Annotated in this window: 38 protein-coding genes and 2 pseudogenes; 3 read left to right on the top strand and 37 right to left on the bottom strand. The window is 42.8% G+C overall.

All coding sequences use genetic code 11. The features are described from left to right. Positions 1-26: 26 nt before the first annotated feature. From FCR06_RS20805 to rplC, 34 genes and pseudogenes are all read right to left on the bottom strand, one after another. A pseudogene (locus FCR06_RS20805) lies at positions 27-812 on the bottom strand (Rpn family recombination-promoting nuclease/putative transposase). Positions 813-846: 34 nt separating this feature from the next. Continuing rightward, positions 847-1,344 carry a hypothetical protein gene (locus FCR06_RS20800; RefSeq protein WP_138503093.1) on the bottom strand — a complete coding sequence of 166 codons (498 nt, stop codon included), beginning with the start codon at positions 1,342-1,344 and terminating at the stop codon, positions 847-849. 335 nt (positions 1,345-1,679) lie between these two features. Further along, positions 1,680-1,940 (bottom strand): annotated as a pseudogene (locus tag FCR06_RS20795) (DUF29 family protein); the annotation flags it as partial. A 141-nt stretch (positions 1,941-2,081) separates the two neighbouring features. After that, positions 2,082-3,179: a peptide chain release factor 1 gene (gene prfA / locus FCR06_RS20790; protein ID WP_138503089.1), complete on the bottom strand. Its 1,098-nt coding sequence runs from the start codon at positions 3,177-3,179 to the stop codon at positions 2,082-2,084. Positions 3,180-3,285: 106 nt separating this feature from the next. Further along, positions 3,286-3,525, bottom strand: coding sequence for a 50S ribosomal protein L31 (gene rpmE / locus FCR06_RS20785; RefSeq protein WP_138503087.1), 240 nt, complete (start codon positions 3,523-3,525; stop codon positions 3,286-3,288). 139 nt (positions 3,526-3,664) lie between these two features. Continuing rightward, on the bottom strand, positions 3,665-4,081 hold the full coding sequence (gene rpsI, locus FCR06_RS20780) for a 30S ribosomal protein S9 (protein WP_138503085.1): 417 nt from the start codon (positions 4,079-4,081) through the stop codon (positions 3,665-3,667). Further along, on the bottom strand, positions 4,081-4,536 hold the full coding sequence (rplM, locus tag FCR06_RS20775; protein ID WP_189523506.1) for a 50S ribosomal protein L13: 456 nt from the start codon (positions 4,534-4,536) through the stop codon (positions 4,081-4,083). Before rplM ends, rpsI begins: the two co-directional genes overlap by 1 nt. A 119-nt stretch (positions 4,537-4,655) precedes the next feature. Further along, positions 4,656-5,483: a tRNA pseudouridine(38-40) synthase TruA gene (gene truA / locus FCR06_RS20770; protein WP_138503082.1), complete on the bottom strand. Its 828-nt coding sequence runs from the start codon at positions 5,481-5,483 to the stop codon at positions 4,656-4,658. Between the two features lie 101 nt (positions 5,484-5,584). Then, complete coding sequence (gene rplQ, locus FCR06_RS20765) at positions 5,585-5,935, bottom strand: 50S ribosomal protein L17 (protein ID WP_138503080.1); 351 nt, start codon at positions 5,933-5,935, stop codon at positions 5,585-5,587. 123 nt (positions 5,936-6,058) lie between these two features. Continuing rightward, a complete protein-coding gene (locus FCR06_RS20760; RefSeq protein ID WP_138503078.1) occupies positions 6,059-7,006 on the bottom strand; it encodes a DNA-directed RNA polymerase subunit alpha in 948 nt (315 codons plus the stop codon). A gap of 493 nt (positions 7,007-7,499) precedes the next feature. Continuing rightward, positions 7,500-7,895 carry a 30S ribosomal protein S11 gene (gene rpsK / locus FCR06_RS20755; protein WP_010998331.1) on the bottom strand — a complete coding sequence of 132 codons (396 nt, stop codon included), beginning with the start codon at positions 7,893-7,895 and terminating at the stop codon, positions 7,500-7,502. 58 nt (positions 7,896-7,953) lie between these two features. Then, on the bottom strand, positions 7,954-8,334 hold the full coding sequence (gene rpsM / locus FCR06_RS20750) for a 30S ribosomal protein S13 (RefSeq protein ID WP_138503076.1): 381 nt from the start codon (positions 8,332-8,334) through the stop codon (positions 7,954-7,956). Positions 8,335-8,451: 117 nt separating this feature from the next. Next, positions 8,452-8,565, bottom strand: coding sequence for a 50S ribosomal protein L36 (gene rpmJ / locus FCR06_RS20745; RefSeq protein ID WP_015129703.1), 114 nt, complete (start codon positions 8,563-8,565; stop codon positions 8,452-8,454). Between the two features lie 116 nt (positions 8,566-8,681). Next, positions 8,682-8,906: a translation initiation factor IF-1 gene (gene infA, locus FCR06_RS20740; protein WP_006276978.1), complete on the bottom strand. Its 225-nt coding sequence runs from the start codon at positions 8,904-8,906 to the stop codon at positions 8,682-8,684. A gap of 243 nt (positions 8,907-9,149) precedes the next feature. Continuing rightward, on the bottom strand, positions 9,150-9,701 hold the full coding sequence (locus FCR06_RS20735) for an adenylate kinase (protein WP_138503074.1): 552 nt from the start codon (positions 9,699-9,701) through the stop codon (positions 9,150-9,152). Next, positions 9,701-11,014, bottom strand: coding sequence for a preprotein translocase subunit SecY (secY, locus tag FCR06_RS20730; protein ID WP_138503072.1), 1,314 nt, complete (start codon positions 11,012-11,014; stop codon positions 9,701-9,703). Before secY ends, FCR06_RS20735 begins: the two co-directional genes overlap by 1 nt. Positions 11,015-11,088: 74 nt before the next feature. Further along, entirely contained in the window at positions 11,089-11,532 is a 444-nt protein-coding gene (rplO, locus tag FCR06_RS20725) for a 50S ribosomal protein L15 (protein WP_138503070.1), read from the bottom strand. A gap of 94 nt (positions 11,533-11,626) precedes the next feature. Further along, on the bottom strand, positions 11,627-12,154 hold the full coding sequence (gene rpsE / locus FCR06_RS20720) for a 30S ribosomal protein S5 (RefSeq protein ID WP_138503068.1): 528 nt from the start codon (positions 12,152-12,154) through the stop codon (positions 11,627-11,629). A gap of 196 nt (positions 12,155-12,350) precedes the next feature. Then, positions 12,351-12,713, bottom strand: a complete 363-nt coding sequence (rplR, locus tag FCR06_RS20710) for a 50S ribosomal protein L18 (RefSeq protein WP_138503064.1) — start codon at positions 12,711-12,713, stop codon at positions 12,351-12,353. A 2-nt stretch (positions 12,714-12,715) separates the two neighbouring features. Beyond that, a complete protein-coding gene (gene rplF, locus FCR06_RS20705; protein ID WP_138503062.1) occupies positions 12,716-13,264 on the bottom strand; it encodes a 50S ribosomal protein L6 in 549 nt (182 codons plus the stop codon). Positions 13,265-13,399: 135 nt separating this feature from the next. Next, positions 13,400-13,801: a 30S ribosomal protein S8 gene (gene rpsH / locus FCR06_RS20700; RefSeq protein ID WP_138503060.1), complete on the bottom strand. Its 402-nt coding sequence runs from the start codon at positions 13,799-13,801 to the stop codon at positions 13,400-13,402. 20 nt (positions 13,802-13,821) lie between these two features. Continuing rightward, complete coding sequence (gene rplE, locus FCR06_RS20695) at positions 13,822-14,370, bottom strand: 50S ribosomal protein L5 (protein WP_138503058.1); 549 nt, start codon at positions 14,368-14,370, stop codon at positions 13,822-13,824. A 197-nt stretch (positions 14,371-14,567) separates the two neighbouring features. Next, entirely contained in the window at positions 14,568-14,921 is a 354-nt protein-coding gene (gene rplX / locus FCR06_RS20690) for a 50S ribosomal protein L24 (protein WP_138503056.1), read from the bottom strand. Beyond that, on the bottom strand, positions 14,921-15,289 hold the full coding sequence (gene rplN / locus FCR06_RS20685) for a 50S ribosomal protein L14 (RefSeq protein WP_073641953.1): 369 nt from the start codon (positions 15,287-15,289) through the stop codon (positions 14,921-14,923). Before rplN ends, rplX begins: the two co-directional genes overlap by 1 nt. A gap of 44 nt (positions 15,290-15,333) precedes the next feature. After that, a complete protein-coding gene (rpsQ, locus tag FCR06_RS20680) occupies positions 15,334-15,582 on the bottom strand; it encodes a 30S ribosomal protein S17 (RefSeq protein ID WP_138503053.1) in 249 nt (82 codons plus the stop codon). Between the two features lie 6 nt (positions 15,583-15,588). After that, positions 15,589-15,816, bottom strand: a complete 228-nt coding sequence (gene rpmC, locus FCR06_RS20675) for a 50S ribosomal protein L29 (RefSeq protein ID WP_138503051.1) — start codon at positions 15,814-15,816, stop codon at positions 15,589-15,591. Between the two features lie 3 nt (positions 15,817-15,819). Next, positions 15,820-16,245, bottom strand: a complete 426-nt coding sequence (gene rplP / locus FCR06_RS20670; RefSeq protein WP_138503049.1) for a 50S ribosomal protein L16 — start codon at positions 16,243-16,245, stop codon at positions 15,820-15,822. 96 nt (positions 16,246-16,341) lie between these two features. Further along, complete coding sequence (gene rpsC / locus FCR06_RS20665; protein WP_138503047.1) at positions 16,342-17,118, bottom strand: 30S ribosomal protein S3; 777 nt, start codon at positions 17,116-17,118, stop codon at positions 16,342-16,344. Positions 17,119-17,150: 32 nt separating this feature from the next. Further along, a complete protein-coding gene (gene rplV, locus FCR06_RS20660) occupies positions 17,151-17,507 on the bottom strand; it encodes a 50S ribosomal protein L22 (protein ID WP_138503045.1) in 357 nt (118 codons plus the stop codon). Positions 17,508-17,708: 201 nt separating this feature from the next. Then, complete coding sequence (rpsS, locus tag FCR06_RS20655; RefSeq protein ID WP_073641947.1) at positions 17,709-17,987, bottom strand: 30S ribosomal protein S19; 279 nt, start codon at positions 17,985-17,987, stop codon at positions 17,709-17,711. Between the two features lie 106 nt (positions 17,988-18,093). Further along, the gene (rplB, locus tag FCR06_RS20650) at positions 18,094-18,957 is read right to left on the bottom strand and encodes a 50S ribosomal protein L2 (protein WP_138503043.1); all 864 of its coding nucleotides are present in this window, start codon (positions 18,955-18,957) and stop codon (positions 18,094-18,096) included. A gap of 164 nt (positions 18,958-19,121) precedes the next feature. Beyond that, positions 19,122-19,436, bottom strand: a complete 315-nt coding sequence (locus FCR06_RS20645; protein ID WP_138503041.1) for a 50S ribosomal protein L23 — start codon at positions 19,434-19,436, stop codon at positions 19,122-19,124. Beyond that, entirely contained in the window at positions 19,429-20,061 is a 633-nt protein-coding gene (gene rplD / locus FCR06_RS20640) for a 50S ribosomal protein L4 (RefSeq protein ID WP_138503039.1), read from the bottom strand. Before rplD ends, FCR06_RS20645 begins: the two co-directional genes overlap by 8 nt. A gap of 20 nt (positions 20,062-20,081) precedes the next feature. Then, positions 20,082-20,714 carry a 50S ribosomal protein L3 gene (gene rplC, locus FCR06_RS20635; RefSeq protein ID WP_138503037.1) on the bottom strand — a complete coding sequence of 211 codons (633 nt, stop codon included), beginning with the start codon at positions 20,712-20,714 and terminating at the stop codon, positions 20,082-20,084. A 243-nt stretch (positions 20,715-20,957) separates the two neighbouring features. Here rplC and FCR06_RS32820 point away from each other — a divergent pair, with 243 nt between their 5' ends. Continuing rightward, the gene (locus tag FCR06_RS32820; RefSeq protein ID WP_189523505.1) at positions 20,958-21,146 is read left to right on the top strand and encodes a hypothetical protein; all 189 of its coding nucleotides are present in this window, start codon (positions 20,958-20,960) and stop codon (positions 21,144-21,146) included. Positions 21,147-21,605: 459 nt separating this feature from the next. Beyond that, the gene (locus FCR06_RS20625; protein ID WP_138503036.1) at positions 21,606-22,082 is read left to right on the top strand and encodes an NAD(P)H-quinone oxidoreductase subunit N; all 477 of its coding nucleotides are present in this window, start codon (positions 21,606-21,608) and stop codon (positions 22,080-22,082) included. Positions 22,083-22,292: 210 nt separating this feature from the next. On the opposite strand, the gene FCR06_RS20620 is transcribed toward FCR06_RS20625, so the two are convergent. Both FCR06_RS20620 and FCR06_RS20615 read right to left on the bottom strand, forming a co-directional pair. Beyond that, entirely contained in the window at positions 22,293-22,766 is a 474-nt protein-coding gene (locus FCR06_RS20620; RefSeq protein ID WP_138503034.1) for a GNAT family N-acetyltransferase, read from the bottom strand. Between the two features lie 47 nt (positions 22,767-22,813). Next, positions 22,814-23,641: an ABC transporter permease gene (locus FCR06_RS20615; RefSeq protein WP_138503032.1), complete on the bottom strand. Its 828-nt coding sequence runs from the start codon at positions 23,639-23,641 to the stop codon at positions 22,814-22,816. Between the two features lie 484 nt (positions 23,642-24,125). On the opposite strand from FCR06_RS20615, the gene FCR06_RS20610 reads away from it, so the two are divergent. Further along, positions 24,126-24,665, top strand: a complete 540-nt coding sequence (locus FCR06_RS20610; protein ID WP_138503030.1) for a DUF3172 domain-containing protein — start codon at positions 24,126-24,128, stop codon at positions 24,663-24,665. A 261-nt stretch (positions 24,666-24,926) separates the two neighbouring features. Here the strand turns inward: FCR06_RS20610 and FCR06_RS20605 are convergent, their stop codons facing one another. After that, positions 24,927-25,820 (bottom strand): AMIN domain-containing protein, encoded by an 894-nt coding sequence (locus tag FCR06_RS20605; protein WP_138503028.1) that lies wholly within the window; start codon positions 25,818-25,820, stop codon positions 24,927-24,929. Positions 25,821-25,959 lie beyond the last annotated feature (139 nt).

Here is a 25,959-nt window from a genome sequence, read left to right as displayed (position 1 = left end):
TTAGCTTGAGCCAAACATGAACCTTGCTACTGTGCGGCTTGTCTTACTTCTTCGATACTCAAATCTAAGGCTTGTGCTATATAATCTACAGTCAAACCTGCTGTCAACATGGGTCGTACCGCTTTTAGTTTACCTTGTTCAATCCCTTGTTGAATACCTTCCTGAAAGGCTTCTTGATAAATATCTGGTTTGTTTTAATTCACTTAAGCCAAACATTTTCTCTATATCCTCCCTACCCATTGTCGGAAACTTGTAAGCCAAAATAGTTTCTATAAATTGTAATAATTGCTGCTGTTTTAGTAGTGAGTCTATCTCTAATTTGGTTCTATCTATCAACTTCCTTGCTTCTAGAATTGCTATATCTTCGGCTGCAATTACTAATTTAACAGTTCCAATACTAATTGGAAGCGATGCAGTTTCACCTAATTCATCTAAATAAATTCGTCTGACTCGCTGACTGGCAAAGAATTCACGATAATGTTTAATATCTCCTGTATCTAGACTTCTGTTGGGGTATAAAATTACAGCATTCCAGTCATTTTTTGGTTGGTTTGACGGAGGTATAAAGATATTTCGGCAAATCGTCATGAATAAATTTCTGCATCAACCTGAAACTGTACTTCAGCAAAATAAATTTGCTTCTCAGTTCCTTGTTTAGGCAAAAATACACCATCAATTCTGAATGCTGTTTGTTTGATTTCAATTGATGAAAATCGATAAAGGCTCGCTTCTTCGGACGGATTACCAAGAAGTTAAAAGAAGATATTAGGAAATTCTTGAAAGAGACGGTAAAAAATACTGTCTGTCTTCATAATTTTTTAAACTTCAGGACTTTTGATTTGCAGTTCATACGTAACTTTCTTTTTCTGAACCGTCTCTTACTTCTAGCAACCGCTCTTTTGTTATTCCTAATATCCGTGAAACTGGTGCTAATAAACTATCATCAAACACTTCTCCCGCATAAATATTATTCAGTTCAGTGGGCGATAATTTAAAAGTATCGCAAAATTTAGCAAATTCCTGATTACTTAAGTCAAGTTCCTTTTGTCGGTCCCGAAGTAAAAGAGCGATCGCTCTAGTTCCATACTTGGGGCGTTCGCTACTTTTGACATATTTTTGAATTAAATAATTTACCTTATTAGTGTCACCACCCATTTTTTTGATTAAATCAGTGCAAGCTTGCTTAAGTGCTTTTTTTAAAACTTCTTCTTCATTTAAAAACTTAATTATTTCACTTGCGTATTCTTGTTTAAAAAATTCAACTAAATTGCCTTGATGGTAAATTGGTATATAAGCATTGTTCGTTTCAACTTGCCAGTCTAAAGGTTGATTGCGTAGCGACATAGACACCCCTCTAAATCATTTAAGATTTCACCATTTTAAAACCATTTTTTATTACCTGCCAGTAGGGAGATTTTGCTCAGATGGTTAATAGTATTTATTGTCATAAGTTTATAATTACTAGCGGGGTCTTGGGCTACTTGATATTTCAGTCCTTATTACTGGTCTGTTTTCACCATATTTTCATCAATTAATCCTACTTATAACCTTGCAATTTTTGTCACTATATAGCTAAATAAAAGCCTAAAGATACTGAAAAAGTAATTGATAATTAGTGGTTTCCTCAATATTTATATGATTAAAATCAATCATTCACTGTTCAGGTATACCGTTATAAATTAATCAAAAAAATTGCAGGAATTATTTTTCCAATCTTGACAAGTATCGCACAGAAAATTGTCTGCGAGCGCATCATCAAATAGATAAGGGCAGTACTCTGGAAAAGTTCTTAATGGTAAGTTAGTTTCTCGTAGCGCTAAATCGACTCCTGCTTCAAAGCCATCTAACAAGGTTTCTTCTATTCGAGACTTTAAGCTATGGTTCTGTCGCAAATGCCTGTGGATGGCACGACGCTGTTCCCTAATTCTTAAAAACCAACGTCTTCGACATGCTACGCGAACTGCCTTCTGCTATATCTCAGTGAAATTGAAGATGCACTTTGCCCTGCATGAGAAAACCGCTTGCATGTGTTAAAAATAACAGTACAACAAGCGGTTTAATAGAATTTTTACTAATAAAAATTAATTAGCGCTAGCAGTTGCCAATTCAGCTAGACGTTCTTGTTGGTCTTGGGAGATACAAGATTGGACAATAGTCTCTAAATCACCTTCCAACACAGGGTTAAGAGAATAGTTTTGACCTAAACGGTGGTCAGTAACGCGGTTGTCTTTATAATTATAGGTGCGAATTTTTTCCGATCGCGATCCTGTACCAACTTGCGATCGCCGCATTGAAGTTACAGCTTCTTGTTGTTCGCGTAACTTCATCTCATACAACTTCGCCCGCAGAATTTGCATTGCCCGTTCTTTGTTTTGCAACTGGCTGCGTTCTTCCGTACAGAAAATCCGAATTCCCGTTGGTTTGTGCATCAAGTCAACGGCTGTTTCTACCTTGTTGACGTTTTGTCCACCAGCACCACCAGAACGAGCCGTGGTCATTTCAATATCTTTCGGGTCAATATGAATTTCGACATCGTCCACCTCTGGCATAATTGCCACCGTAGCAGTGGAAGTATGAACCCGCCCACCTGCCTCTGTAAGGGGCACCCTCTGCACACGATGCACTCCAGCTTCAAACTTTAACTGGCTGTAAACGTCATCACCTTTAATTTCTAGAATGACCTCTTTCCAGCCACCCATTTCTCCTAGAGATTCGCTCACCAGAGAAACTTTCCAACCTTGAGTTTGGGCGTAGCGAGTGTACATTCGCATCAAATCCCCAGCCCAAATACTGGCTTCATCGCCACCCGTGCCAGCGCGAATTTCCAACATGATATTCTTTTCATCATTGGGGTCGCGTGGTAGCAGTAAGACTTTCAAGCGAGACTCTAAATACTCTATTTTTTCCTCAAGTTCATCAACTTCTAGTGCTGCCATTTCTTGCAACTCTGGGTCACTGGCAGATTCTTTGTAAACCTGACGTGCTCCGATCAAGTCTTCTTGGGCTGTTTTCCAAGTTTCATAGGTATTAACTACCTCTTCCAAAGAAGAACGAGACTTAGCAATTTGTTGATACTCATCAGGGTTGCTAGCGGTATCGGGGTCGCCAAGACGACGCGTTAATTCATTAAAGGTTTGTTCAACGGATTTTAGTTTTTCCAGTAAGTATGTTTCAGCCATGACGAGTGCGATCGCTCCTTAAAAAAATAACAAATTGGCTCGAGCATATAAATGACAATCGACCCCGAAAAATTGCAGGGTCGTCGTTAACAGCAGAGCCAACCCGCTACTTTTTCTTTTTAGTGCCGGAGGTTTGTTCGCTTGACATACCGTATTTGCGAAGGAAACGCTCCACTCGCCCTTCGGTGTCAATAATCTTCTGAGTGCCGGTGTAAAATGGGTGATTTCCAGACCAAACATCTACGTGTAGTTCTGGCTTGGTAGAGCCAACGGTCATCACAACCTGACCGTTACAGTAGACTTTAGCCTCTGGATACCACTTGGGATGAATATCAGATTTAGCCATTGTTCCTTTTATGGTGAATCTATAAAGAATTATAACTTTTCGCTTGCAATTAGGACTAAGGACTGGGGACTGAGGACTGGCAAAAGAAACAAAAAACTGACTTGCTTTTATTTAATACCAATCCCCAGTATCCAATCGCCTAACGCTTAGAGTACTGAGGTGCTTTCCGGGCTTTGTGTAGACCATATTTTTTCCGTTCTTTTGCCCGAGGATCGCGAGTTAAATAACCTTCGGTTTTCAAGGGTGGGCGGTTATCTGGATCTAGTTGACACAAAGCACGAGCAACTCCTAAGCGAACAGAATCAGCCTGTCCGGTTAAGCCGCCGCCTTCTGCTTTTACCAAAATGTCATATTCGTTTTCTAGTCCCAAAGTTTCTAAGGGTGCTTTGATCACTCCCAGGTAGTTGGCATTGAATTGGAAATATAAGTTTCCATCTTTACCGTTCACAGTTAGTTGACCAGTACCTGGAACCAAACGTACTCTTGCTACTGCGGACTTCCGACGACCAGTACCCCAGTACACGGCGCGACCACTGTTAGTGTCTGTTGCTACCATTAATTTTGTTCTCCAGGAATTGTACTAATTTTTAGTTCTTTGGGTTTTTGAGCATCGTGGGGATGAGTTGGCCCAGCGTAAACTTTCAGCTTGGTAAATAACTGCTTACCTAAACTATTTTTGGGTAGCATACCTTTGACAGCGTGTTCTATAATCCGCTCTGGTAGACGCTGTTGCAGCTTAGTGAAGGTTTCCGTTTTCATCCCGCCAGGACGACCAGAATGGCGACGGTACACTTTTTGAGTGCGCTTTTTACCTGTGACTGCTACTTTTTCAGCATTGACGACAATCACGAAATCACCTGTATCTAGGTGGGGTGTAAATTCGGGTTTGTTTTTGCCTCTCAAGACTTGAGCGATTTCACTAGCCAGGCGTCCGAGGCGTTTATCGGTAGCATCTACTACGTACCACTCACGCTCAAGGGATGCTTGAGGAGGAAGGTATGTTTTAACTATCGTCATTTGTTATTTGTCCTTTGTCCTTTATAATTTGTCATTTGTTCAGTTGTCATTTGTCCTTTGTTATTTACTAATGACGAATGACTATTGTACAGACACGATTAATCGCGTCTCTACTAATGACTAATGACCAACTTTGGCAGAGTATCGTACCAAATCTCTTTTGGAAAGGGAAAATCTGGATAGCCGACTCGCAACAAGCACAAACCTTGAGCTGGTGCGGCGTGTTTGACTTCTTGGCGGCGTTGCTCTTTCCAGAGTTCGGTGAAGTTGGTAAGTGTCCGTTGTCCAGAACCTACTTGTACTAACATCCCTACCAACAGCCGTACCATGCCATATAAAAATCCATCTGCCTGTATTTCAATATGGATAAATGACCCACTGCGATGACATTCTGCTGCTTGCACTTCTACCCAGGAATGCGATCGCTTTGAGCCTGCACGGTGAAAAGCAGCTAAGTGATGCTTTCCTAATAGAGGTTTGAGAGCAGCTTGAATTAATGATTCATCTAGGGGTGCATAATAATAATGCCAACTGAAGGGTTCGACGAACAAGTTAAGTCGATCTTCAGTGTATATTGTGTAGCGATACCGCCGATAGGCTGCACTAAAGCGAGCGTGCCAACGGCAGTCTACACCAGCTGAAGCCCTGATTAATATATCTGGTGGCAGATAGCTGTTGAGGATTGTTGCCCACTTGTGAGCCGGAATTAAACCTGTTGCTTCAAAATGGGCGACTTGAGCAGCAGCGTGGACGCCAGCATCGGTTCGTCCGGCACCGTGTAATGTCACATGATGTCCAAGAATAGTAGCGATCACTTTTTCTATTTCTTCTTGGACTGTACGCTGGTTTTTTTGCCTTTGCCAGCCATGAAAATGAGTGCCCAGGTATTGGATTACCAAGGCTACTCGATGAGTTTGTTTAGGCTGGTGGCTTTCTAACATACAGATTTTGTCTGTGAAGTTCTGATCTAAGGAAGCTTAGCTCAGACTTCTATGTTTGCCATTTGTCTTTTGCTAATGACTAATGACCAAGAACTGATGAGTTAAACCAATTCAATTATTGCCATTTCGGCCTTATCGCCCCGACGCGGTACGGTATGTAGGATACGAGTATAACCGCCTTGACGATTACCATACCGAGTGGGAGCTTGTTCAAACAGAGCGTGAACTAAGTCTTTGTCGAAAATGTAGCCAAGGGCTTCCCGGCGTGCAGCCAAGGAGCCGTTTTTGGCTAGGGTAATCATTTTGTCTACTTCACTTCGCAAAACTTTAGCGCGAATTAAAGTGGTAGTAATTTTACCATGACGGATCAGTTCGGTGGTGAGCGATCGCAGTAAAGCGCGGCGCTGGTCTGCTGGTTTACTTAGTTTTTTGACGCGGCAACGGTGACGCATAATTAAGCACTTATGAACTACAAACGGTTTTCATATCATGTCCACTTAATCACTTATTAAAAAAACTTTCTGTGTCTGTGTGTCTGTTTCAATAATAAGTAATTAACCAGACTCGATAATCACTTAAGGATGTTTAGAGCCTCTTTCTTGGGGCAAGGTAATGCCTAAGCGACGCTGCAAAGCTTCTACGACCTCTTCTGCTGACTTTTGACCAAAGTTTTTAATTTCTAGGAGGTCTTCTTGGGTATAATCCAACAAGTCGGCTACAGAATTCACTTGTGCCCGTTTGAGACAGTTATATGCCCGTACAGAAAGTTGCAACTCTTCAATTGGAATCTGAGCAGTTGGGTCTTCTGAAATTTCCGAACCTGTATCTGTTGGTTCTAAGGAAATGTCTTTCAACGGATTAAATAAATCTACCAAGATTCCAGCAGCGGAGGATAGTGCTTCTTGGGGAGAGATGCTGCCATTTGTCCAAACTTCCAACAATAGTCGGTCTTTGGTAATTGAGCCATCCCCACGCGCTTCTTCTACACTATAGTTTACTTTTCGCACTGGCATAAACACTGAGTCGATTTGAAGAAAGTCCAACGATGTTGCTTCCTCACGCCCTCGCTCTACAGTGCGATAACCTTTACCTTTCTCGATCCTAAATTCCATTTCTAGCTTTCCACCCTCAGCAATGGTGGCTACATACTGGGTCGGATCGATGACTTCTACTTCACTAGGTAAATCAAAATGCGCCGCAGTAATTGTTGCTGGCCCATTAACGAGTAATCTACCAATCTGGGGTTGCGAAGAATAATTTTTTAGGATGACTTCCTTCATTTTCATGAGGATTTCCAGCACATCTTCTCGCACGCCCGCAACTGTAGCAAACTCATGTGAAACGCCTGCAATCCGGACTGCTGTTACTGCCGTACCCTCTAAATTCGACAGTAAAACTCGCCGCAGCGCGTTGCCAACCGTTGTTCCTTGACCGCGCTCTAGAGGTTCCAGAACAAATTTACTGTAATGGTTGCGGCTTTCTTCAGTATAAGACTCTACACATTCAATTTGAAACTGCGCCACGGATTAGCCTCCCTCTTTTAAGGTGCTGCTAGCAGACAAATCAATTGCCTCCCAAAATGAGTGTCAATTTTAGATTCAGCAAAAAGTTTGATTACCAAAAGCTGGCACTCAAACCTTTTCAAGACGGATTTTTGATTTTAGATTGTATATTTTCGGTTCATTTCCTCTTTTTATAGAGGGAATAAATCTCAAACATCCTCGATGGGCTTGACTGGGCTATCATTAACTTAAAATCTACAAAGTCCCCACCTTTGTTCAGGATTAATCTCAAATCGCAAATCTCAAATCCAAAATAGGTTGATAGTATTTTTGGTTGACCGAAGTTTAACAGCTCTGTTTATAAGAAGATCTGAGGCACTTCTGGTCGCCCAAATCGTCCAAAGTTTCAGCCTTGATTCAATGCCGTTTCACCACTAGACGCCCAAGCGATCAACATTGCAAGTGAATTGACTTTGACTGCGACTTTTCGTCCTCACTGCCCAAGTTTTGATAATTAAACTCGACGGCGTTTGGGTGGACGGCAACCATTGTGAGGAATCGGAGTAATATCCCGAATCAATGTAATTTCCAGTCCTGCTCCTTGAAGTGCGCGGATAGCTGTTTCTCTACCTGCTCCTGGACCACTGACCATTACCTCGATTTGGCGCATCCCTTGATCAATGGCTCGACGAGCTGCACTTTCTGCTGCGGTTTGCGCTGCAAAGGGAGTTCCCTTTTTTGCTCCCTTAAAACCGCTCGAACCTGCACTAGCCCAAGAGATCACATCTCCATTTTGATCAGTAATGGTGACAATGCTATTGTTGAAAGTAGACTGGATGTAGGCCATCCCATTGGGGACGTTCCGTTTCTGCTTTTTGCTCCCAGATTTTTTAGTTGGTTGTCTGGCCATACTTGTTTTATTGATTTAAGGTAAGACTTGCTTTGTTTAGCAAGGGTTGTCAAATTATTTATTTACCTGGTGCTTTCTTCTTACCAGCGACTGTCTGCCTTCTACCTCGACGGGTTCTAGCGTTGGTACGAGTTCTCTGTCCTCTGACTGGCAAGCCCATGCGATGACGACGGCCTCTATAGGTACCAATGTCAACTAAGCGCTTGATGTTCATGGACTCCAAGCGCCGTAAGTCACCTTCAACTTCATAGTTGGTTTCTATTTCTGCTCGCAGGTTGGCTACATCAGCATCACTTAAGTCTTTAACGCGGGTGTCTGGGTTGACACTTGTACTCGCTAGAATTTCTTGCGATCGCGATAACCCAATTCCATAAATATAAGTCAGACCAATCTCAACGCGCTTATCGCGTGGAAGGTCTACTCCGGCAATACGTGCCACAATCAACTCTCCCTATTTTTTTCGCAATTACTGGTAGTTGGAAAAACGTGATGAATCGCGTCTTTTCGTTTAATAATGATTATGCCTATTGCAACTCTACTATGTTGATTGAGAGTGCTATCCTTGACGTTGCTTGTGTTTGGGGTTAACACAAATCACCATAACGCGACCACGACGTTTGATCACATTACATTTTTCACAGATTTTCTTTACTGAGGCTCTGACTTTCATGCCTTTTATATTTTGACTCCAAATAGTAAATTATAGCATTTATTAGGAAAATATTCAGCTAAGTGATTAAGAGACAGTCAAAAAGATGGTTTTATGGTAATATCCTCTACATATACTTACTTCTTTCTCAATCGGTAGGTAATTCTGCCTTTAGTCAAGTCGTAGGGAGTTAGCTCTACCTTGACGCGATCGCCAGGCAAAATCTTGATATAATTGCGGCGAATCTTGCCCGAAATGTGTGCCAGCACGTTAAAACCATTGTCTAAGTCAACGCGAAACATCGCATTAGGCAAAGACTCTGTAACCGTGCCTTCCATTTCAATCAAATCTTGCTTAGACAATTTGTTTTTTCCTCAACTCAATAATCTCCAGTTCATTTGCAGTACTTTATCTGCCATAGAACATACTTTAAGAAATATATCAACAGTTTCTTAATATATTTTAGCTAAATTTGTTCAACTTCCTGAGTGGATATGTGTCAAACAAGGATTGTGGGAGAGATGTAGAAATAGAAAGCTTTTTTATCATCTCTTTACACTCCCTCATCTTTCCACATTCCCTTATCCCTCTAATCTCACTCATACTTAAGCAATTATCTTTTGCAGCTCATTAGTGACTTCTTCTTGGGACTGATTGCCATTGACTGTTAAGAGTTTTTGGCGATCACGGTAATAATTAATTAAAGGTGCAGTTTCAGCACGATAAACTTCTAAACGACGACGAATCACTTGTTCGTTATCATCTTGTCGTCCTCGTGCAAGTAAACGTCCTATTACTATCTCATCTGGGACTTCTAAGCTGACTACTCTTTCACCAGACTGGTCTAATTGTTCGAGTAATTCCTCAAGAAAAACTGCTTGTTTAACAGTCCGAGGAAAACCATCGAGAATCCAACCATACTTGGCATCTAACTGATTCAGCCTCTCCTGTACCATTTCCTGTACTAGAATGTCTGGGACTAGTTCACCTTTATCCATATAACTTTGAGCTTTAATGCCCAAACGGGTTTGATTGGACAATGCTTGGCGCAATATGTCACCCGTGGAAACATGGGGAACATGTTGATGGTCAGCTAATGTCTTGGCTTGTGTTCCTTTACCAGCTCCAGGCGGTCCCAAGAAGATTAGTCGCGTCACTATTGTTTCACCATTCCTTCATAGCGCTGAGAGATAACGTAAGTTTGAATTTGTCTTGCCGTATCAATCGCCACACCAACTAAAATTAACAAAGACGTAGCACCCAATCCCTTAAATGTAGGTACTCCTAAAGCACTTTCTACACCAGTTGGGATAATAGCGACTAAGCCTAAAAAGATAGCACCCAAAAAAGTAAGTCGGTTCGACACCCGTTCGATATACTCGCTAGTTGCCTTACCAGGACGAATACCAGGAATACTAGAACCCATTTTCTTTAAGTTTTGCGCCACATCTACTGGGTTGAGAATCAACGAAGAATAGAAGTAGCTAAAGAAAACGATGGAGATCATGTACACCAAAGCATAAACCCAAGAGCTAGAACCGCTGGGACTCAAGTAAGTGTTAACTATGTTTGCCAATTCCGCATTTTTGGTGAAATTGGCGATTAATAGTGGCAAACTGAGGATAGCAGCAGCAAAAATAATTGGCATCACGCCGCCTTGATTCAGCCGCAAGGGTAGGAAGCTGCGCTGTTCTGCCAAAACTCGCCGACCTACTTGGCGACGAGCCGAAATAATTGGGATGCGACGCATTCCTTCCTGCACAACCACAATACCAACAATTGTTGCCAGGAAAACTAAGATTAGCACGATTACGCGACCTACTGTTTCCCGACCGCCGACTTGCACCAACTCAATGGTTTGACCTAAAGATTTTGGTAATGATGCAACAATGTTGACAAAAATTAACAATGATGCACCATTGCCAATTCCCCGTTCTGTAATTAGTTCTGATGCCCACATGACGAACATGGAACCAGCGGTCAGGGCGATCGCAGTTTCAGCTACGAATAGTGGCCCTGGGTTTAAGGCAAACTGCTGCAAGAATAATGCCGAAAAAGCGGTACTTTGAACAATTGCCCACCCTAAGGATACATAGCGGGTAATTTGTGATATTTTCCGCCGACCAGCTTCACCTTCATTTTTCTGTAAATTTTCTAAAGATGGAATTGCAGCCGTAAGCAATTGGATGATAATAGACGCATTAATGAACGGCAAAATTCCTAAAGCAAAGACTCCCAAAGTTGAAAGTCCTCGCCCGGAGAATATATCCAATAAACCGAATATGGAATTATTGCCCGATATGGCGTCATGAAACCGCCCTCTATCGATTCCTGGCACAGGCAAAAAGATGCCTAAGCGAACCAAAATTAAAATACCAACAGTCACAAGCAGCCTACCTCTAAGCCCAGCTGCTTGTGCCATCTGCATAAAAGTTTCTTGAGCCGTTGGGGCTTTGTCTCGACTGATCATAGAGTGCTACCTTTATAGTGAACCAGGCGCTGGCAGCGAGTTGGCTTGCATTTAAGTGCGCTATTCCGGCTCACTCATAAAACTTCACAACTCCCACCAGCTGCTTCAATTTTGCTCCGAGCTGTACCTGTGAAAGCTGCCGCTTGTACCTTGAGCGGAACATTCAATTCCCCGTTACCTAAAATTTTTAACGGCCCTTTAGCACCAGTGATGATACCTGCTGCTTTTAAGGAGGTCAAAGTAACTTCTGTATTAGCGGGAAGGGAGGCGAGCTTCTCTACATTAATCGTAGTGTAATTCTTCCGATTCACAATCGGAAAGCCCTTGAGTTTGGGCAAGCGGCGGTACAATGGCTGTTGACCACCTTCAAAACCTGGTCTAGTACTACTACCAGAGCGAGATTTTTGACCCCGCATACCTAGACCAGCACTAGCACCTTGACCAGCAGAAATACCCCTAGCTACACGGCGGCGGCGTTTTTTTGAGCCGACTTGCGGCTTAACATCGTTGAGTCTCATAAGCTAAAAGTGTCCTTTGTAGTTTGTCATTTGTCCTTTGTCATTTGTCGTTTGCAAATAAGTAATGACCGATGACTAATGACCAATGACTAAATTAGATGTAGAGATTTTCAATAGTAATACCGCGATCTTCAGCAACTTCAGAAAGAGTACGCAGTGTAGATAAAGCGTTGACTGCGGCTCTAGCATTATTGAGCGGATTATTAGAGCCAAGTTGCTTAGCTAAGACGTTGCGAACTCCTGCCAATTCCAATACAGTCCGTACAGCACCGCCAGCAATTACCCCAGTACCAGGTGCAGCTGGACGCATAATTACTTTGGCACCACCACCGACACCATCAATGGGATGGGGAATGGAATTTGATTTGGTGATTGGAATATCAATGAGGTGTTTTTTGCCATCGGCTACACCTTTTTTTACTGCACCAATTACGTCTGAGGCTTTGCCTACTCCGACACCAACTTGACCGCGTTCATTACCAACAACAACGATCGCGCGGAAGCTAAGTTTTTTACCGCCTTTGACGACCTTGCTCACGCGTCGGATCTGAATTACCCGCTCTTGCCAAGTAGTTTCTTCTTTTTTGGCACGCTTGGTTCGACTTTTACGCTCTGTTGCCATAATCAATGTTCTCTTAGTGTCATTTGTCAGTTGTCATTTGTCTTTTGTCATTTGTCTTTCGTCGTTTGTCAGTTGTCCTTTGTCATTTGTCAGTTGTCCTTTGTCATTTGTCCTTTGCAAATGACTAATGACCAATAACTAATGATTAATAACTAATGACCAATAACTAATGACCAATGACTAATGACTTATGACTTTAGAAATCTAAACCAGCTTCGCGGGCTGCATCAGCTAGTGCTTGAACACGACCATGATATAAGTTGCCACCACGATCAAAGACTACTTTGGTGATACCTTTTTCTAGTGATCGCACTGCGATCAACTTACCAACTTGTACCGATGCGTCGCGGTTAGCACCTGAAGCTAAACTCGRTTTCAACTCTGGTTCTACAGTTGATGCTGCCACTATAGTGTGATGCTGTGTATCATCAATTACTTGGGCATAAATATGCTCATTAGAACGAAATACTGCTAAACGCGGGCGTTCTGCGGAGCCAATAACTCTGCCACGAACGCGTCGATGGCGACGCTGTTTTGATTCTCTACGAGTAAGTTTCATTTTTACTTCTTACCACTCTTACCAGTCTTACCAGCTTTACGTCTCACCACTTCGCCCGCATAGCGAATACCTTTGCCTTTGTAAGGTTCTGGTGGGCGAACGGCACGAATTTTAGCTGCTGTGTTGCCGACAATTTCTTTGTCGTAGCCACTAACGATGACGTTAGTGGTACCTTCTACTGCAAACTGAACTCCTTCTGGTGGTTCAATTTGCACCTGATGGCTGTAACCCATATTTAAAACTAGGTTACGTCCTTGAACTTGTGCCCGATAACCAACCCCTTGAATTTCCAAACGCCGCTGAAAACCTTGGGAAACTCCCTCAACCATATTGGCAACTAAAGTTCGGCTTAAACCGTGTAGCTGTCTGGAAGTACGGGTATCATCTCGGCGAGTTACTTGTAATATTTCTCCCTCTTGGGAGACCATAACGTTAGTAGGTAAATTGCGAGAAAGTTCTCCTTTAGGTCCTTTCACCACAACCTTAGTACCATCGATCGCCACTTGTACTTTGGCGGGAATAGTAATTGGACGTTTACCAATACGAGACATGACTTTTTGTCCTTTGTTATCTGTTATTTGTCTTTTGTCCTTCGTTCTTTGTCCTTTGTTATTTGTCCCTTGTTCTTTGCTAATGACCAATGACTAATGACTAATGACTAATGACCAATGACTAATGACAAATGACTACCAAACGTAGCAAAGTACTTCGCCACCCAAGTTTTGACGCCGCGCTTCACGGTCAGTCATAATGCCACTGGATGTGGAAATAATGGCGATGCCAATGCCGCCTAGTACCCTTGGTAATTCTTTTCTATTGGAGTAAACACGCAAACCAGGCTTACTGACTCGCTTGAGAGCGGTGATCAGAGGCTGACGATTCTTACCCTTGTATTTCAAGGAAATCACCAAATTGCGTTTTACTTCATCTCCTGCTTCTTCAAATTCACCAATAAAACCTTCTTCCCGCAGCACTTTGGCAATATTACGGGTCATTCTTGTAGCTGGCACTTGTGTAGTTTGATGCCGTGCCAGGTTGGCATTGCGGATGCGCGTCAGCATATCTGCAATTGTGTCGTTAGCCGCCATCGTTCCCTCTATAGATGAACTTATTGATCGCGAAAGGGCATTCCTAATTCTTTAAGTAAGGCGCGACCCTCTTCGTCATTTTTTGCTGTGGTGATGATAGAAATATCTAAACCACGGACTTGATCGATGCTATCGTACTCGACCTCTGGAAAAATTAACTGTTCTCTGACACCCAGAGTATAGTTACCGCGTCCGTCAAAGCTTTTAGGACTGACACCGCGAAAATCTCGAATTCTGGGTAGTGACAGGCTAACGAGTCGGTCGAGAAAGGCATACATTCTCTCGCCTCTGAGGGTTACCATAATCCCCACAGGCATACCTTGACGAATTTTAAAGCCAGCGATCGCTTTTTTCGCCCGCGTCACTACTGGTTTTTGACCAGTGATTACCCCAATTTCGTTGATAGATGCTTCCAGCGCCTTCGCATTTTGAGCTGCTTCACCCAAACCGCGATTAAGAGTAATTTTTACCAACTTTGGTACTTGATGAACGTTGGTAAATTGAAACTGAGAAGTCAGTTTAGGGATGATTGTCTCTTGGTATAAGGTTTTGAGTCTTGTTGTCGCCATAGTTTTTTGTCCTATATCCCTGGACTTGGTCAGGGAAGCTTTATTGTCGTTTGTTATTCGTCCTCTCTTACAAAGTTCTGATCTAAGAAAGCCTTAGCTCACACTTTGCGCTTTGTCCAATAACTGATACTTCGGCTTTTCTACCAGACGCACTGGCATTCGCTTAGTACAAGTGACAAATGACCAACGACTAATAACTATTTATCCAGAATTTCACCAGTTTTTTTGAGCTTTCTGACTTTTTTGCCTTCTGGCGTAAAGGTATAACAAACACGACTGGCAACGTTTTGCTTGGTGGAATAAAGCATGACGTTGGAGCTATGAATGGGGAATTCTTGGGTGACAATCCGCCCTGATTCTCCTTCTTGCTGGGGTTTGACGTGCTTAGTTTTAATATTGACACCTTTAACGACAACTTTACTCAGTTGGGGAAGCGCTTGGATAATTTCCCCAACTTTTCCTTTGTCTTTACCTGCAATTACTTGTACGGTGTCGCCAGTTTTGACGTGCATTTTGTGGAATACTTTGGGCGTACCCTGTTTGGCTGCCATTACAGCACCTCCGGAGCCAGAGAAACAATTTTGGTAAAGTTTTTATCGCGTAGTTCCCGAGCAACTGGGCCAAAAACCCGCGTTCCTCTTGGATTACCGTCTTTGTTAATAATTACAGCGGCGTTATCGTCAAAACGAATACTCATACCACTATCACGATTTACGGCTTTACGAGTCCGGACAATTACTGCTTCCACAACATCAGACTTCTTAACAGCCATGTTGGGTGTAGCATCTTTAACAACAGCAATAATCTTATCGCCAATAAAACCATAACGACGGTTACCACCGCCCAATACACGGATGCACATTAGTTTACGGGCACCGCTATTATCTGCGACATTTAAGTAAGTCTGGGGTTGAATCACGATTTTAGTCCTTTATAATGTTGTTAAAATAACAACCATGAAGTTTAAGTAGGTTTGACGTTGAGGATTTCTGTGACTTTCCAGCGTTTGGTTTTACTCAAAGGTCTAGTTTCTTGAATCCGGACGCGATCGCCCACTTTACACTGATTTTCTTCGTCGTGAACTTTATAGCGCTGGGTGTTGACTACAATCTTGCCGTACTTGGGATGAGGAGCGCGGTTTTCTACAGCGACTACTACCGTTTTTTGCATTTTGTCGCTCACTACCAAGCCAACTCGTTCTTTAACTGCCATAATCTCCTACTTTTCTGGTTGCGGCGGTTGATTTGCTGCCCGTTTGCGTTCTCCCTCGACCGTCAGCAATTGGGATAAGCGGTGCTTAGCATGTCGGAACTGGTGGGGCTTATCTAGCTGTCTTGTAGCTTTTTGCAAGCGCAATTGAAATAGTTGTCTTTTAACAGCGAGAATTTCTTCTGAAATTTTCTCGTCACTTAATTCTCTAGCTTCTGAAATTTTGGGAAGAGGCATAACCTACTCCTGCTCCTGTGGTTGAGAGCGCACAATAAATTTAGTTTTTATTGGCAGCTTAAATGAGGCTAAACGCATAGCTTCACGAGCGATTTCTTCTGAAACCCCAGCTATTTCAAACAAAATGCGCCCTGGCTTGACTACAGCTACCCAAAACTCGGGTGAACCTTTACCTGAACCCATCCGGGTTTCAGCGGGACGCATGGTTACAGGTTTATCAGGGAAAATCCGAATCCAAATTTGTCCACCCCGGCGGATATAGCGAGTCATTGCCCGACGAGAAGCTTCTATTTGCCGGGAGGTAATCCAAGCAGGTTCTTGAGCTTGAAGTGCAAAATCACCGAAGTTAAGGGTACTACCACGGCTGGCTAGTCCCTCCATCCGTCCGCGCTGTTGTTTGCGGAATTTAGTTCTTCTAGGACTTAACATGATTGGGTACTGGGTACTAGGTACTGGGGATTAGGGATTGGGGATTAGGGATTAGGATTGAGAATTTTTACCCAGTGCCTAGTCCCCAGTCCCGATTTACCCTTCATTTGAACGGTCTTCAAATTGTTGACGACGGCGTTGTTGTTGACGACGACGTGGTTCGCGTTCGCGTTCGCCGCGATCACGTTCCCGAACTGCGGGTGGTGGTGCAGTTTCTTCCTGTCCGGGGATAATTTCTCCCTTAAACACCCATACTTTGATGCCTAAAATACCGTAAATAGTTTTTGCGGTGCAATAAGAGTAGTCAATATCAGCCCGTAAGGTATGTAGAGGTACTCTACCTTCACGAGTCCACTCTGTGCGAGCAATTTCTGCGCCATTGAGCCGACCGCTGACTTGAATTTTAATACCTTGGACACCAGCACGTTGGGCACGCTGAATCGCTTGTCGCACTACCCGCCGAAAGGAAACACGGCGTTCTAATTGTTGAGCAATATATTCAGCAATTAGGTAGGCATCAGCATCAACTCGTTGTACTTCAACTACGTTAATGCGAATTTGGCGATTACTACCTAATAGTCCTTGGAGTCCAGTACGCAAGGATTCGATTCCTTGTCCACCACGACCCACTACTACCCCTGGTCTAGCTGTGCGTACTTCTAAGTCGATTTGATCGGCTTTGCGCTCAATCCGCACCTCAGAAATTCCGGCATTGTTTTGAGCGAGTCTACCGAGCTTTTGTTCTATATATGTACGGAGTTTGTGGTCTTCTTGTAAAAGTTCTGGATAGCGTTCCGGAACGGCAAACCAACGGGATTGATGTTCTTGTGTAATACCCAGGCGAAAACCAACTGGATGAATTTTCTGTCCCACGAATGCGTCCTCTAAAATTTCTGACTGAATCGTTATTTTTCTGGGGCGGCTGCAACGGCGACAGTAATATGACACGTCGGCTTGCGAATTTGGTAAGCTCGACCTTGAGCCCTTGGTTGGAATCGTTTCAGCACTGGTCCTTGATCGGCATAAGCCTGAGTAATTACTAATTGAGTCCGATCTAAGCCTGCATTGTGTTCGGCGTTAGCAGCAGCGCTTCTGAGAACCTTCAATATCGGTTCCGTGGCACGATAGGGCATGAATTCCAGGATAATTAATGCTTCTCGATACGATAGCCCCCGGATTTGATCGAGGACACGACGCACTTTCAAAGGAGAAATGCGTATAAAACGGGCGATCGCTTTGACTTCAGTAGTATCAGTAGCCATAATTTTCTCCATTTTTGTCATTTGTCTTCTGTCATTTGTCCTCTCTTACAAAGTTCTGATCGGACGAAACCTCTACACCCTGCCTTAAGCCGCAGAAGCGTCTGCAAACTTTGTGCTTTGTCCTTTGTCCTTTCTTGAGAACGAATGACTAATGAATCTTGTACAGAAGCGATTAATAGCTTCTCTACTAATGACTAATGACTACCTACCTGATTTTTTGTCACTTTTGCCATGACCTCTGTAGGTGCGTGTTGGGGCAAACTCACCCAACTTGTGTCCTACCATTTGTTCATTTACAAATACTGGAACGTGTTGGCGTCCGTTATGAACAGCTATGGTATGACCAACCATTAGAGGCAGGATTGTTGAAGCTCGCGACCAAGTTTTTATAACTTCTTTTCTATTATTGTCGTTGAGCTTTTCAATTTTTTTGAGGAGATGATCCGCAACGAAAGGACCTTTTTTTAAAGAACGACCCATAGTTCAATTTTGGATTTTAGATTTATGAATTAGAACTTAGGAATTAAAATTTAGGAGTGAGAAGTTAAACTTTTCTCTTAACTCATAACTCTTAACTCCTAACTCTTTAAGATTCACGACCACCACGACCGCGTTTAGAAGATTTCCGACGACGACGCACGATATATTTACTGCTGAGTTTCTTGGGATTGCGTGTCTTGGCACCCAAAGTAGGTTTACCCCAAGGTGTTACAGGCCCAGATCTACCGATAGGTGCCCTACCTTCACCACCACCATGTGGGTGATCAACTGGGTTCATCACACTACCTCTGACCTTAGGACGACGGCCTTTCCAGCGATTTCGCCCTGCTTTACCTGCACTCAGGTTTCTCGCGTCGGTATTGCCTACTTGACCGATAGTGGCGTAGCATTCCCGCCGAATCAAGCGCACTTCTCCTGAAGGTAATTTGAGAGTTACATAATTACCTTCTTTTGCTACTACTTGGGCGCTAGCACCAGCCGCACGCACAATTTGACCGCCTTTGTTTGGAGTCAGTTCTACGTTGTGAACGCTAGTACCTAAGGGAATATTCGATAGCGGTAGGGCATTACCATCTTCAAAAGGAGCTTCAGGTCCAGCAATAATTGTTGTGCCAACTTTCAAGCCGTTCGGTTGGAGGATATAACGTTTTTCCCCATCTTCATAATGCAACAAAGCAATCCGGGCATTACGGTTAGGATCGTATTCAATTGCTACGACTTGGGCGGGAATATTACGCTTATCCCTTTTAAAATCAATAATTCGGTAAAGCTGTTTGTGTCCGCCACCCCGGCGACKACTGGTAATCCGCCCTTGATTATTCCGACCTTTGGCGCGGTGTACGGATTTAGTTAGGGATTTTTCTGGCTCTGTTTTGGTGATTTCTGAAAAGTCAGAAATCGTAACTTGGCGAGTGCTGGGGGTATAAGGGCGATAAGAACGAGTACCCATATTTTTTGAGTGCTGAGTGCTGTTAGCTTTCTTCTCTACGAGAGGCTGCGCCAACAAGGCGTTGAGCCAGTGGTGGATTTGGAGTTATAAGTTTTGAGTGTAGTGACTCCTAACTCATAACCGGAGCTTTCAAATCTCCGGTTTTGCTCTAACTCCTAACTTTTTTAAACATCTGGGAATAGAACTTGTCTAATCTTATCTACATCTCCAGGTGCAACAGTGACAATGGCTCGCTTATATAGAGGCTTATAACCAACAAATTTGCCAACACGCCGTTTTTTACGTGGTGGTACTGCGGTATTAACTTTTACAACCTTAACTTGAAATAAGTCTTCGATCGCTGCCTTAATTTCTGGCTTAGACGCTTTTGGAGTTACTTCAAAGGTGTATTTATTCTGCTCCATTAAGATTGTCGCTTTCTCGGTAACAATTGGGCGACGCACTAAATCCGCAAGGTCACGGGGGTCAAAGCTAGGCACTGTAGACCTCCTGAATTTTTTCTAAGGCTGATGTTGTAAGCACAATCTTGTCAGCGTGCAGTAAATCGTAAACATTTAACTGATCAGCTGCAATTACCTTTAAATTTTCGATGTTGCGGGCAGACAAATAAACGTTTTCTGGAAACTCTGACAGTATTAATAGTGTCTTCTTTTCTGGATCTGCTCCCCAACGAGCCAATGCTGCTACTAAATCTTTGGTTTTTGGGCGTGATAGCTGTTCGCCAAATTCTTCGACCACAATCAAATCGTCAACGCGACCGATAAATGCTGTCCGCAGTGCTAAACGCCGCTCTTTGCGGTTCATTTTCAGGTTGAAGTCTCTGGGCTTTGGTCCAAAGATTACACCACCACCACGCCATAGTGGTGAACGAATCGACCCAGCACGAGCGCGACCAGTACCTTTTTGTCGCCAAGGTTTGCGTCCACCACCTCTAACTTCGGAACGAGTTTTTGTACTGGCAGTTCCTTGACGGGCGTTGGTCAATTGCCGTACTAAAGCACGGTGTACAATATGAGACGCCGTTTGCTCTCTAGCAACTCGCAACTCAAAGCTGGTCTGGGCGACTTCTTCTCCTTGCCAATTTTTAACTACACTTTCAACCATGTTTATTATTTGTCCTTTGACTAGCCGACTCGCTTAGCAGGTACAACACTTACTAAAGCGCCTGGTTTCCCAGGAATGGCTCCTTTAATTAGCAGTAAGTTGCGTTCTGCGTCTACTCGCACTACAGTCAGTTTGCGGATTGTGACGCGGCTACCGCCTAAACGTCCTGCCATCCGCTTACCTGGATAGACACGACCGGGTGTAGTACCAGCACCAATAGAACCGGGCGCTCTATGGTTTTTAGAACCGTGTGACATCGGCCCCCGACCAAAGTTATTACGCTTCTGGTTACCCGCAAAGCCGCGACCGATACTTGTACCAATTACATCTACAGTTTGACCTGCACTAAAAATATCTGCTTTAATCTGTTGACCTAAAGCATAATCACTAGAGCTATCGGTATGATACTCATTCAAATGACGCAATGCTGGGGCAGATGATTTGGCTAAGTGACCCAACAGTGGTCTGTTCAGTGCCTTTGGTTTTACTTCGCCATAACCAACTTGAATGGCGGCGTAACCATCGGTTTGTTTTGTTTTAACTTGTGTAACAGTGCATGGCCCTGCTTGAATAACGGTGACAGGAATGGCTACTCCTGCCTCATCAAACACTTGGGTCATGCCCAGCTTGGTGCCGAGAATACCTACAGACACAGTAACTGGTTCTCCTTTCTACTTACTGACCTTGGAATCCGACTCTAGAGGACACGCTTTGTACGCATCAGTTTAGGCTACGGCCTGGGAAATTTGGAATGGCTTTAAACCCTCCAAACACTTTGGGACACAACAAACCGTGTCCGTACTGCTTGGTGAATCTGTTTAGTTTCACTCACGAGATTACCAAAACAGCCACAAGTCTCTTCCCTTTGGGAAGGAGTAACTTTTGGAATCAATGCAATGCGCTACAGCTTTGAACTGTGTGCAGCAATGCTTTTGTCCAAGCAATTGCTGTGGCACTTTTTGCAGGCAGCGTTGCCGCTGGGTTTTCGATTTGTATCTGCCCAAAGGACGGCTTCCCTGAGGTTGGCGACTGCCTTGTTGCAGTTGGACTTAGGCTGGTTTTACCACCCAGTATCCATTAACTAAGCCAGCATTGCTGCTCAGTTTTTAGTTTTCCAAACACCTTAAACAGTAGTTTAAGATTTTGCCTTTTTTGAGAGGCGCATTAGTCAACTTAGTCTGAAGCTGAGGATTAGCTTAGCTTATTCCTGCATAAGCTTCAATGTTAACCTGAAGCTTTCTTAGTTTACCAGCCTATGAACAATCTAAGTTAAGTTATCACCTTGAAATTGACTAATCAGCCTTCGATGCTAACACTATTTCAGAATGACATAAGTTCGGCAAGCTAAATTTGCGCGTTTGGTCACAATCTAATAATATAAATCATTTATTTATGATTGTCTAGTATTTTTTTTAGGAAGATGAAACAGATAAGCTCAACTGTCAACCATCAACAGTCAACATTGTTAATACCGAAAAAAATGCTTTATCTCTCAATTCACGGTAAATAATAGAGATATCTAAGGTGGGATAAGACAAAAATCTATGGCACTAATTACCACTGGCAACGCTTTAATCCGGGATCTGGAAAAATTTGGCGCTCTTGGAGTGTATGTACCTCTAGAAGGAGGTTATGAAGGTCGCTATCAGCGCCGATTACGTGCGGCTGGCTATACCACACTGCACATTACTGCTAGAGGACTAGGCGACGTAGCTGCGTATCTCACAAGAATTCATGGAGTTAGACCTCCTCATCTGGGCAAAAAAACTACTGGTAACGGTGCAGCGGTAGGTCATGTATACTATGCGCCGCCACTTATCAGTACTCACTTAGAACAGCTATCACCAAAATCAAAAGGGCTGGTCTTGTGGATTATCGAAGGGAATATTCTTTCCGATCAGGAAATTGAATATTTAGCGAACTTGCCGAAGCTAGAACCACGAGTGAGAGTAGTCATTGAGAGGGGTGGGGATCGCGCTTTCCGTTGGACTTCTCTAGAAAAGACTCTGTTAGCTAGTTAGTCCTTTGTCATTTGTCCCCTGTTACAAAGTGACGCTCCTGTCTTGAAAAGTTCAGATAGGCAAAAGCCATCGCTCCGACTTTTCGCTGCGTCGCTAACGCTGCGCTAACTGATGCCTCCGGCAAGTCGCCCTTTGGGCGTCTACGCCGGAAGCTGGCACTCAGACTTTGCGCTTAGTCATAGTCATTTATTTTTTACGAATGACTAATGACTAATGACTTAATTCAATTAACATTTCGATAGTGCTGAACCGAAAACCGCAGGATGCAAACAACCGCCGCGAAGATTCGTTTGCATTCGCTGTATCTAGCCGAATTTGCTTGACCCCCATTTGAGAAAAGCTTTCAACAGTTTGCATTACCATTTGTCGCGCAATTCCCTTTTGCCGATATTCTGGCTCAACCCAAATATCATGGATAAAAGCAAATTCTTGTAAACGATAAATTGGGATTTCTTGCTCAATTGTCGCTACTAAAAACCCTATAAGTTGCCCTTGATTTTCTGCTACCAAAAATACACTGCGCTCGTTATTTGCCAAACGCGTTAACCATTTTTCATAGCGCTGTTCTGGATAGGTTAGAAAACCATATTTAGCGTCATCCCAAGACTCATGCAAAGCACAAATTTTGGCAACCATTGGTAAAACTTGGGGTACGTCAGTTGTAGTAGCTCGGCGAATCACCATAATAAAATATTCGATTTTAAGAGAAAATTTCCTTGGTGTATTTAAATCTAATCTTGTTGGCGAGCAAATTTATAGCCACCCCACAGAGAAAGAGCGATCGCTATTACTAACAAAATCGGTATGCTATACCAAGGAAACTCGGACAAAGGTAAATGAGCAGCTGCACGTAGTCCAATGCTGGCATAGGTTAGGGGTAAGACGTAAACTAGAACTTTCAGAGCTATTGGTAATGTCCCAGGGTCAAAGAAGGTGGCTCCTAAGAAAGACATAGGGATGATTATAAAATTGTTGTAGAGTCCGACTGATTCGAGCGATCGCACACTCAACCCTACAATCACCCCTAAACCAGCAAATACAGCACAATTGAGTACAAGTAAAAGTAGAAATACCGGGTTAAGAAAATTCCAGTTTCCAGTAAATACTACCGCTACCAAAATTACGGAACCGGATGTCATCAACCCTCGTATTACTCCCGCCAACATTTTGCCAATATGCATTGCTAACGGATGTATGGGAGTCAATAACAATTCCTCAAAAGTTTTGCTAAATAATCTGTCTCCACAAATGGAAAATGTCGTCCCACCAAAGCTAATGGTCATTGACGACAGCGCCACCATTCCAGGTAATATGAATTCCAAATAGCTATTGTAGTTACCACTAATAGCTGAGCCGGGTTTGATGGAACTACCCAAACCTAAGCCAAAAGCTAAAATATATATCAGTGGAGATATTAGACCTGATGCAGCAACTTGTACAACTCTTACACGTAAATCCAGCCAATCTCCCCAAAAAATAGTTAGACTATCAGCTAGGAGCATTTTAAATTGTGAAGTTTTGAACCTCTTGTCCGATAGTAGCGCTCTTTGAAATCTCACTTGCTTGTAATTACGTATTTAAATTGTATTTAAGCTTAATTTACATTGTTTGATACATTAATTACTAGAGGTAAAAATTTTTTCAAATGAAAAAATGCGAAATGCATCTTAGTTATGCATTTTGCTAGCCTATTGAAACGAGACTATCTGAAAATCATAAAATCTCATAATTTATTAATATTATTGAGTGCCTAATTAAGTTTATTTAGCCTATAAATAATCAGAGAAAAACTATAAAGATAAATCATAAAATTTCTGATTTTTAAAACAAATAACATTAATAGCTAATTATTGCAGATAACAATTAGAAGCAACTCAGGTTAAAATTAGATTGATTCATCTAAATGATTTGCTATTTTCGTCATCTTATAAGAATGTTAGACAAAAAGTTCCGAGCAATTGTAGTCAAGACTAGGCATACTGAAAGAGGGAGCAAACTTGAGACTACTCCCTACCCAATTGGCGTGAAGGTGATTAAGCAACAATGAGACGTAAATCTACTGCTAGACCGGCTAGCACTTCTAAACCCTCTAGTTTCCTATCTCCGATGTTTAACCTCTTCACCATAGCGATTATGGGAGGGGTGTTGATTTTGGGGATTGGAATTGGCATTGCTTTTAGTTCTACAACCACGTTAGCTCCATCAAATGTGGCTTCCCGTGAATTTATTGACACTAAAGCACCGAACCCTGAGATTTGTGTGCAGTATGGAGCCAGTGCTATGGTGATGGACGCTAGACTGTTCGTGACTCTCAACCCGTTCAATGTCTATGTTTCTCAGCCGAGTATGCGTCCTGGATGCGTGCTTCGACAAAATAACTGGGCACTTTTAGAACAACGTAAATTAGTGACATCTGATCAGGTAAGAGATTGTAAGAATCGTTTGAACACATTTGGCTTTACAGGGAACTTGGATAGTGACAAACCTGATATCAGATGTATATATCAGAATGAAGCTGCTCAAAACTTCTTCACAGCTCAACCAGGAGCAGTTGGAACACCCCAGGAAACGGACAGATTTTAGATTAGGAATGGAGTATTAAGAGTCTTGACTGTTGACAGTTGACGGTTAACTGTGGAGAGGGGGGTATTTTCTAAAAAGGAAGTTCCTTAGAAGCAGCCTTACTGGCAGCGCTACCATTCGCTATAAATGAAACAAACAAGTCAAATCCTCTTGCCTCCTGCCTTTTGTCTTGTTTATTGAAAGTTTTTTCTTCCTCATCTCAGGCTATCCCTTGTCTGCTTCATCTACTTCCTTAGCTTTGCACTCTCCACTCCTGATTCTCTACTTAGTTTTAGGAAGAGGTTGACCAAACTCAATAATTTGGGGGTTGGGAACATTAGGGGCTGTTGGGACTGGAAATTCAGACATACCGAAAGTAGGAATGCTATTCAATGTACCAGATTGATTTGAGAAAGAAGCAGGGGGGAGAGTAAAACTAGGTTGTTCAGAAGATGCATTGGGGGTCAGGGGAGGTACAGTTACAAAAGGTTGACTTGAGTTAGTAGTGGTTGAGGGCAGCTGACTCGATACAGGGGGAGCTGTGAGTAAAGGCGGTTGTGAGTTAGGAGTAATTACGGGTAGGTTAGTAGGTGGTTGGGAATTAGGAGTAGTTAGGGGTGGCTTAGTCAGCGGTTGTGAATTAGTAGTTACAACTGGTTTAGTAGGCGGTTTTTGAGGTGTTTTTTTGGGTGAAGCTGGTGAGTTTGCTGTTTTGACGGCAGTACTTTTACCAGAAATAACAGGATGAAATACCCAGCGAGTGGGGTTTTTTCGGGAAACTGGTTGCAGTTGTACCTGTTTGGGATTTACAACAATTCCCGGTGCTAAATCTAAAACAATACGTGTGGCCTTTTCATTGAGTTGAGAAACACGGATGCTTTTGATGGCTCCAGAATAATTTTGTTGAGTGGTAACATAACCTAACTTGGTATTCGGTAGATCTACAACCAGACGAGGTGGTTGGGCAAGGTAGAAATAACGAGGAGTTGTGGCTGTTGAGAGGGTGATTTCGAGTTGCTGTGTTTTCGGAGAAAAACGCCAATTATTTAGCTTTGCCACTGGTGTAGCAGCAATGGTGGAAGTTTCAAAAGCGATCGCTGCATAAAAACCGAATACACTAAAGCTAAGTAGCTGTTTGCTCCAGTAGTAATACCAGGTCTTTAATCTCTGAGCCATTATATTCATGCCTTTAATATTAAATTTTGAGAAATTTCTAGTATAAGCTATGAATAAAATTATACTTTTAACTTTTTATAGCAGAATTCAGCAGCCTCGCCGAAGACTTTGAAAGCTTTGGTCATAAATGAAGGAGATA

Origin of the sequence: Nostoc sp. PA-18-2419, assembly GCF_005869855.1 — a bacterium.
Lineage (GTDB): Bacteria > Cyanobacteriota > Cyanobacteriia > Cyanobacteriales > Nostocaceae > Nostoc.
Note: the sequence above shows the minus strand (reverse complement) of the source record. Positions and strands in the feature narration are given on the sequence as shown.

Excerpts from the sequence above, each read along its gene's own strand:
- FCR06_RS20800 (WP_138503093.1), bottom strand. The coding sequence starts at position 1,344 with ATGTCGCTACGCAATCAACCTTTAGACTGGCAAGTTGAAACGAACAAT.
- prfA (WP_138503089.1), bottom strand. The coding sequence starts at position 3,179 with ATGGCTGAAACATACTTACTGGAAAAACTAAAATCCGTTGAACAAACC.
- rpmE (WP_138503087.1), bottom strand. The coding sequence starts at position 3,525 with ATGGCTAAATCTGATATTCATCCCAAGTGGTATCCAGAGGCTAAAGTC.
- rpsI (WP_138503085.1), bottom strand. The coding sequence starts at position 4,081 with ATGGTAGCAACAGACACTAACAGTGGTCGCGCCGTGTACTGGGGTACT.
- truA (WP_138503082.1), bottom strand. The coding sequence starts at position 5,483 with ATGTTAGAAAGCCACCAGCCTAAACAAACTCATCGAGTAGCCTTGGTA.
- rplQ (WP_138503080.1), bottom strand. The coding sequence starts at position 5,935 with ATGCGTCACCGTTGCCGCGTCAAAAAACTAAGTAAACCAGCAGACCAG.
- rpsK (WP_010998331.1), bottom strand. The coding sequence starts at position 7,895 with ATGGCCAGACAACCAACTAAAAAATCTGGGAGCAAAAAGCAGAAACGG.
- rpmJ (WP_015129703.1), bottom strand. The coding sequence starts at position 8,565 with ATGAAAGTCAGAGCCTCAGTAAAGAAAATCTGTGAAAAATGTAATGTG.
- secY (WP_138503072.1), bottom strand. The coding sequence starts at position 11,014 with ATGATCAGTCGAGACAAAGCCCCAACGGCTCAAGAAACTTTTATGCAG.
- rplO (WP_138503070.1), bottom strand. The coding sequence starts at position 11,532 with ATGAGACTCAACGATGTTAAGCCGCAAGTCGGCTCAAAAAAACGCCGC.
- rpsE (WP_138503068.1), bottom strand. The coding sequence starts at position 12,154 with ATGGCAACAGAGCGTAAAAGTCGAACCAAGCGTGCCAAAAAAGAAGAA.
- rplF (WP_138503062.1), bottom strand. The coding sequence starts at position 13,264 with ATGTCTCGTATTGGTAAACGTCCAATTACTATTCCCGCCAAAGTACAA.
- rpsH (WP_138503060.1), bottom strand. The coding sequence starts at position 13,801 with ATGGCGGCTAACGACACAATTGCAGATATGCTGACGCGCATCCGCAAT.
- rplE (WP_138503058.1), bottom strand. The coding sequence starts at position 14,370 with ATGGCGACAACAAGACTCAAAACCTTATACCAAGAGACAATCATCCCT.
- rplX (WP_138503056.1), bottom strand. The coding sequence starts at position 14,921 with ATGGCAGCCAAACAGGGTACGCCCAAAGTATTCCACAAAATGCACGTC.
- rpsQ (WP_138503053.1), bottom strand. The coding sequence starts at position 15,582 with ATGGCAGTTAAAGAACGAGTTGGCTTGGTAGTGAGCGACAAAATGCAA.
- rpmC (WP_138503051.1), bottom strand. The coding sequence starts at position 15,816 with ATGCCTCTTCCCAAAATTTCAGAAGCTAGAGAATTAAGTGACGAGAAA.
- rplP (WP_138503049.1), bottom strand. The coding sequence starts at position 16,245 with ATGTTAAGTCCTAGAAGAACTAAATTCCGCAAACAACAGCGCGGACGG.
- rplV (WP_138503045.1), bottom strand. The coding sequence starts at position 17,507 with ATGGCTACTGATACTACTGAAGTCAAAGCGATCGCCCGTTTTATACGC.
- rpsS (WP_073641947.1), bottom strand. The coding sequence starts at position 17,987 with ATGGGTCGTTCTTTAAAAAAAGGTCCTTTCGTTGCGGATCATCTCCTC.
- rplD (WP_138503039.1), bottom strand. The coding sequence starts at position 20,061 with ATGGTTGAAAGTGTAGTTAAAAATTGGCAAGGAGAAGAAGTCGCCCAG.
- FCR06_RS32820 (WP_189523505.1), top strand. The coding sequence starts at position 20,958 with ATGCGCTACAGCTTTGAACTGTGTGCAGCAATGCTTTTGTCCAAGCAA.
- FCR06_RS20625 (WP_138503036.1), top strand. The coding sequence starts at position 21,606 with ATGGCACTAATTACCACTGGCAACGCTTTAATCCGGGATCTGGAAAAA.
- FCR06_RS20620 (WP_138503034.1), bottom strand. The coding sequence starts at position 22,766 with ATGGTGATTCGCCGAGCTACTACAACTGACGTACCCCAAGTTTTACCA.
- FCR06_RS20610 (WP_138503030.1), top strand. The coding sequence starts at position 24,126 with ATGAGACGTAAATCTACTGCTAGACCGGCTAGCACTTCTAAACCCTCT.
- FCR06_RS20605 (WP_138503028.1), bottom strand. The coding sequence starts at position 25,820 with ATGGCTCAGAGATTAAAGACCTGGTATTACTACTGGAGCAAACAGCTA.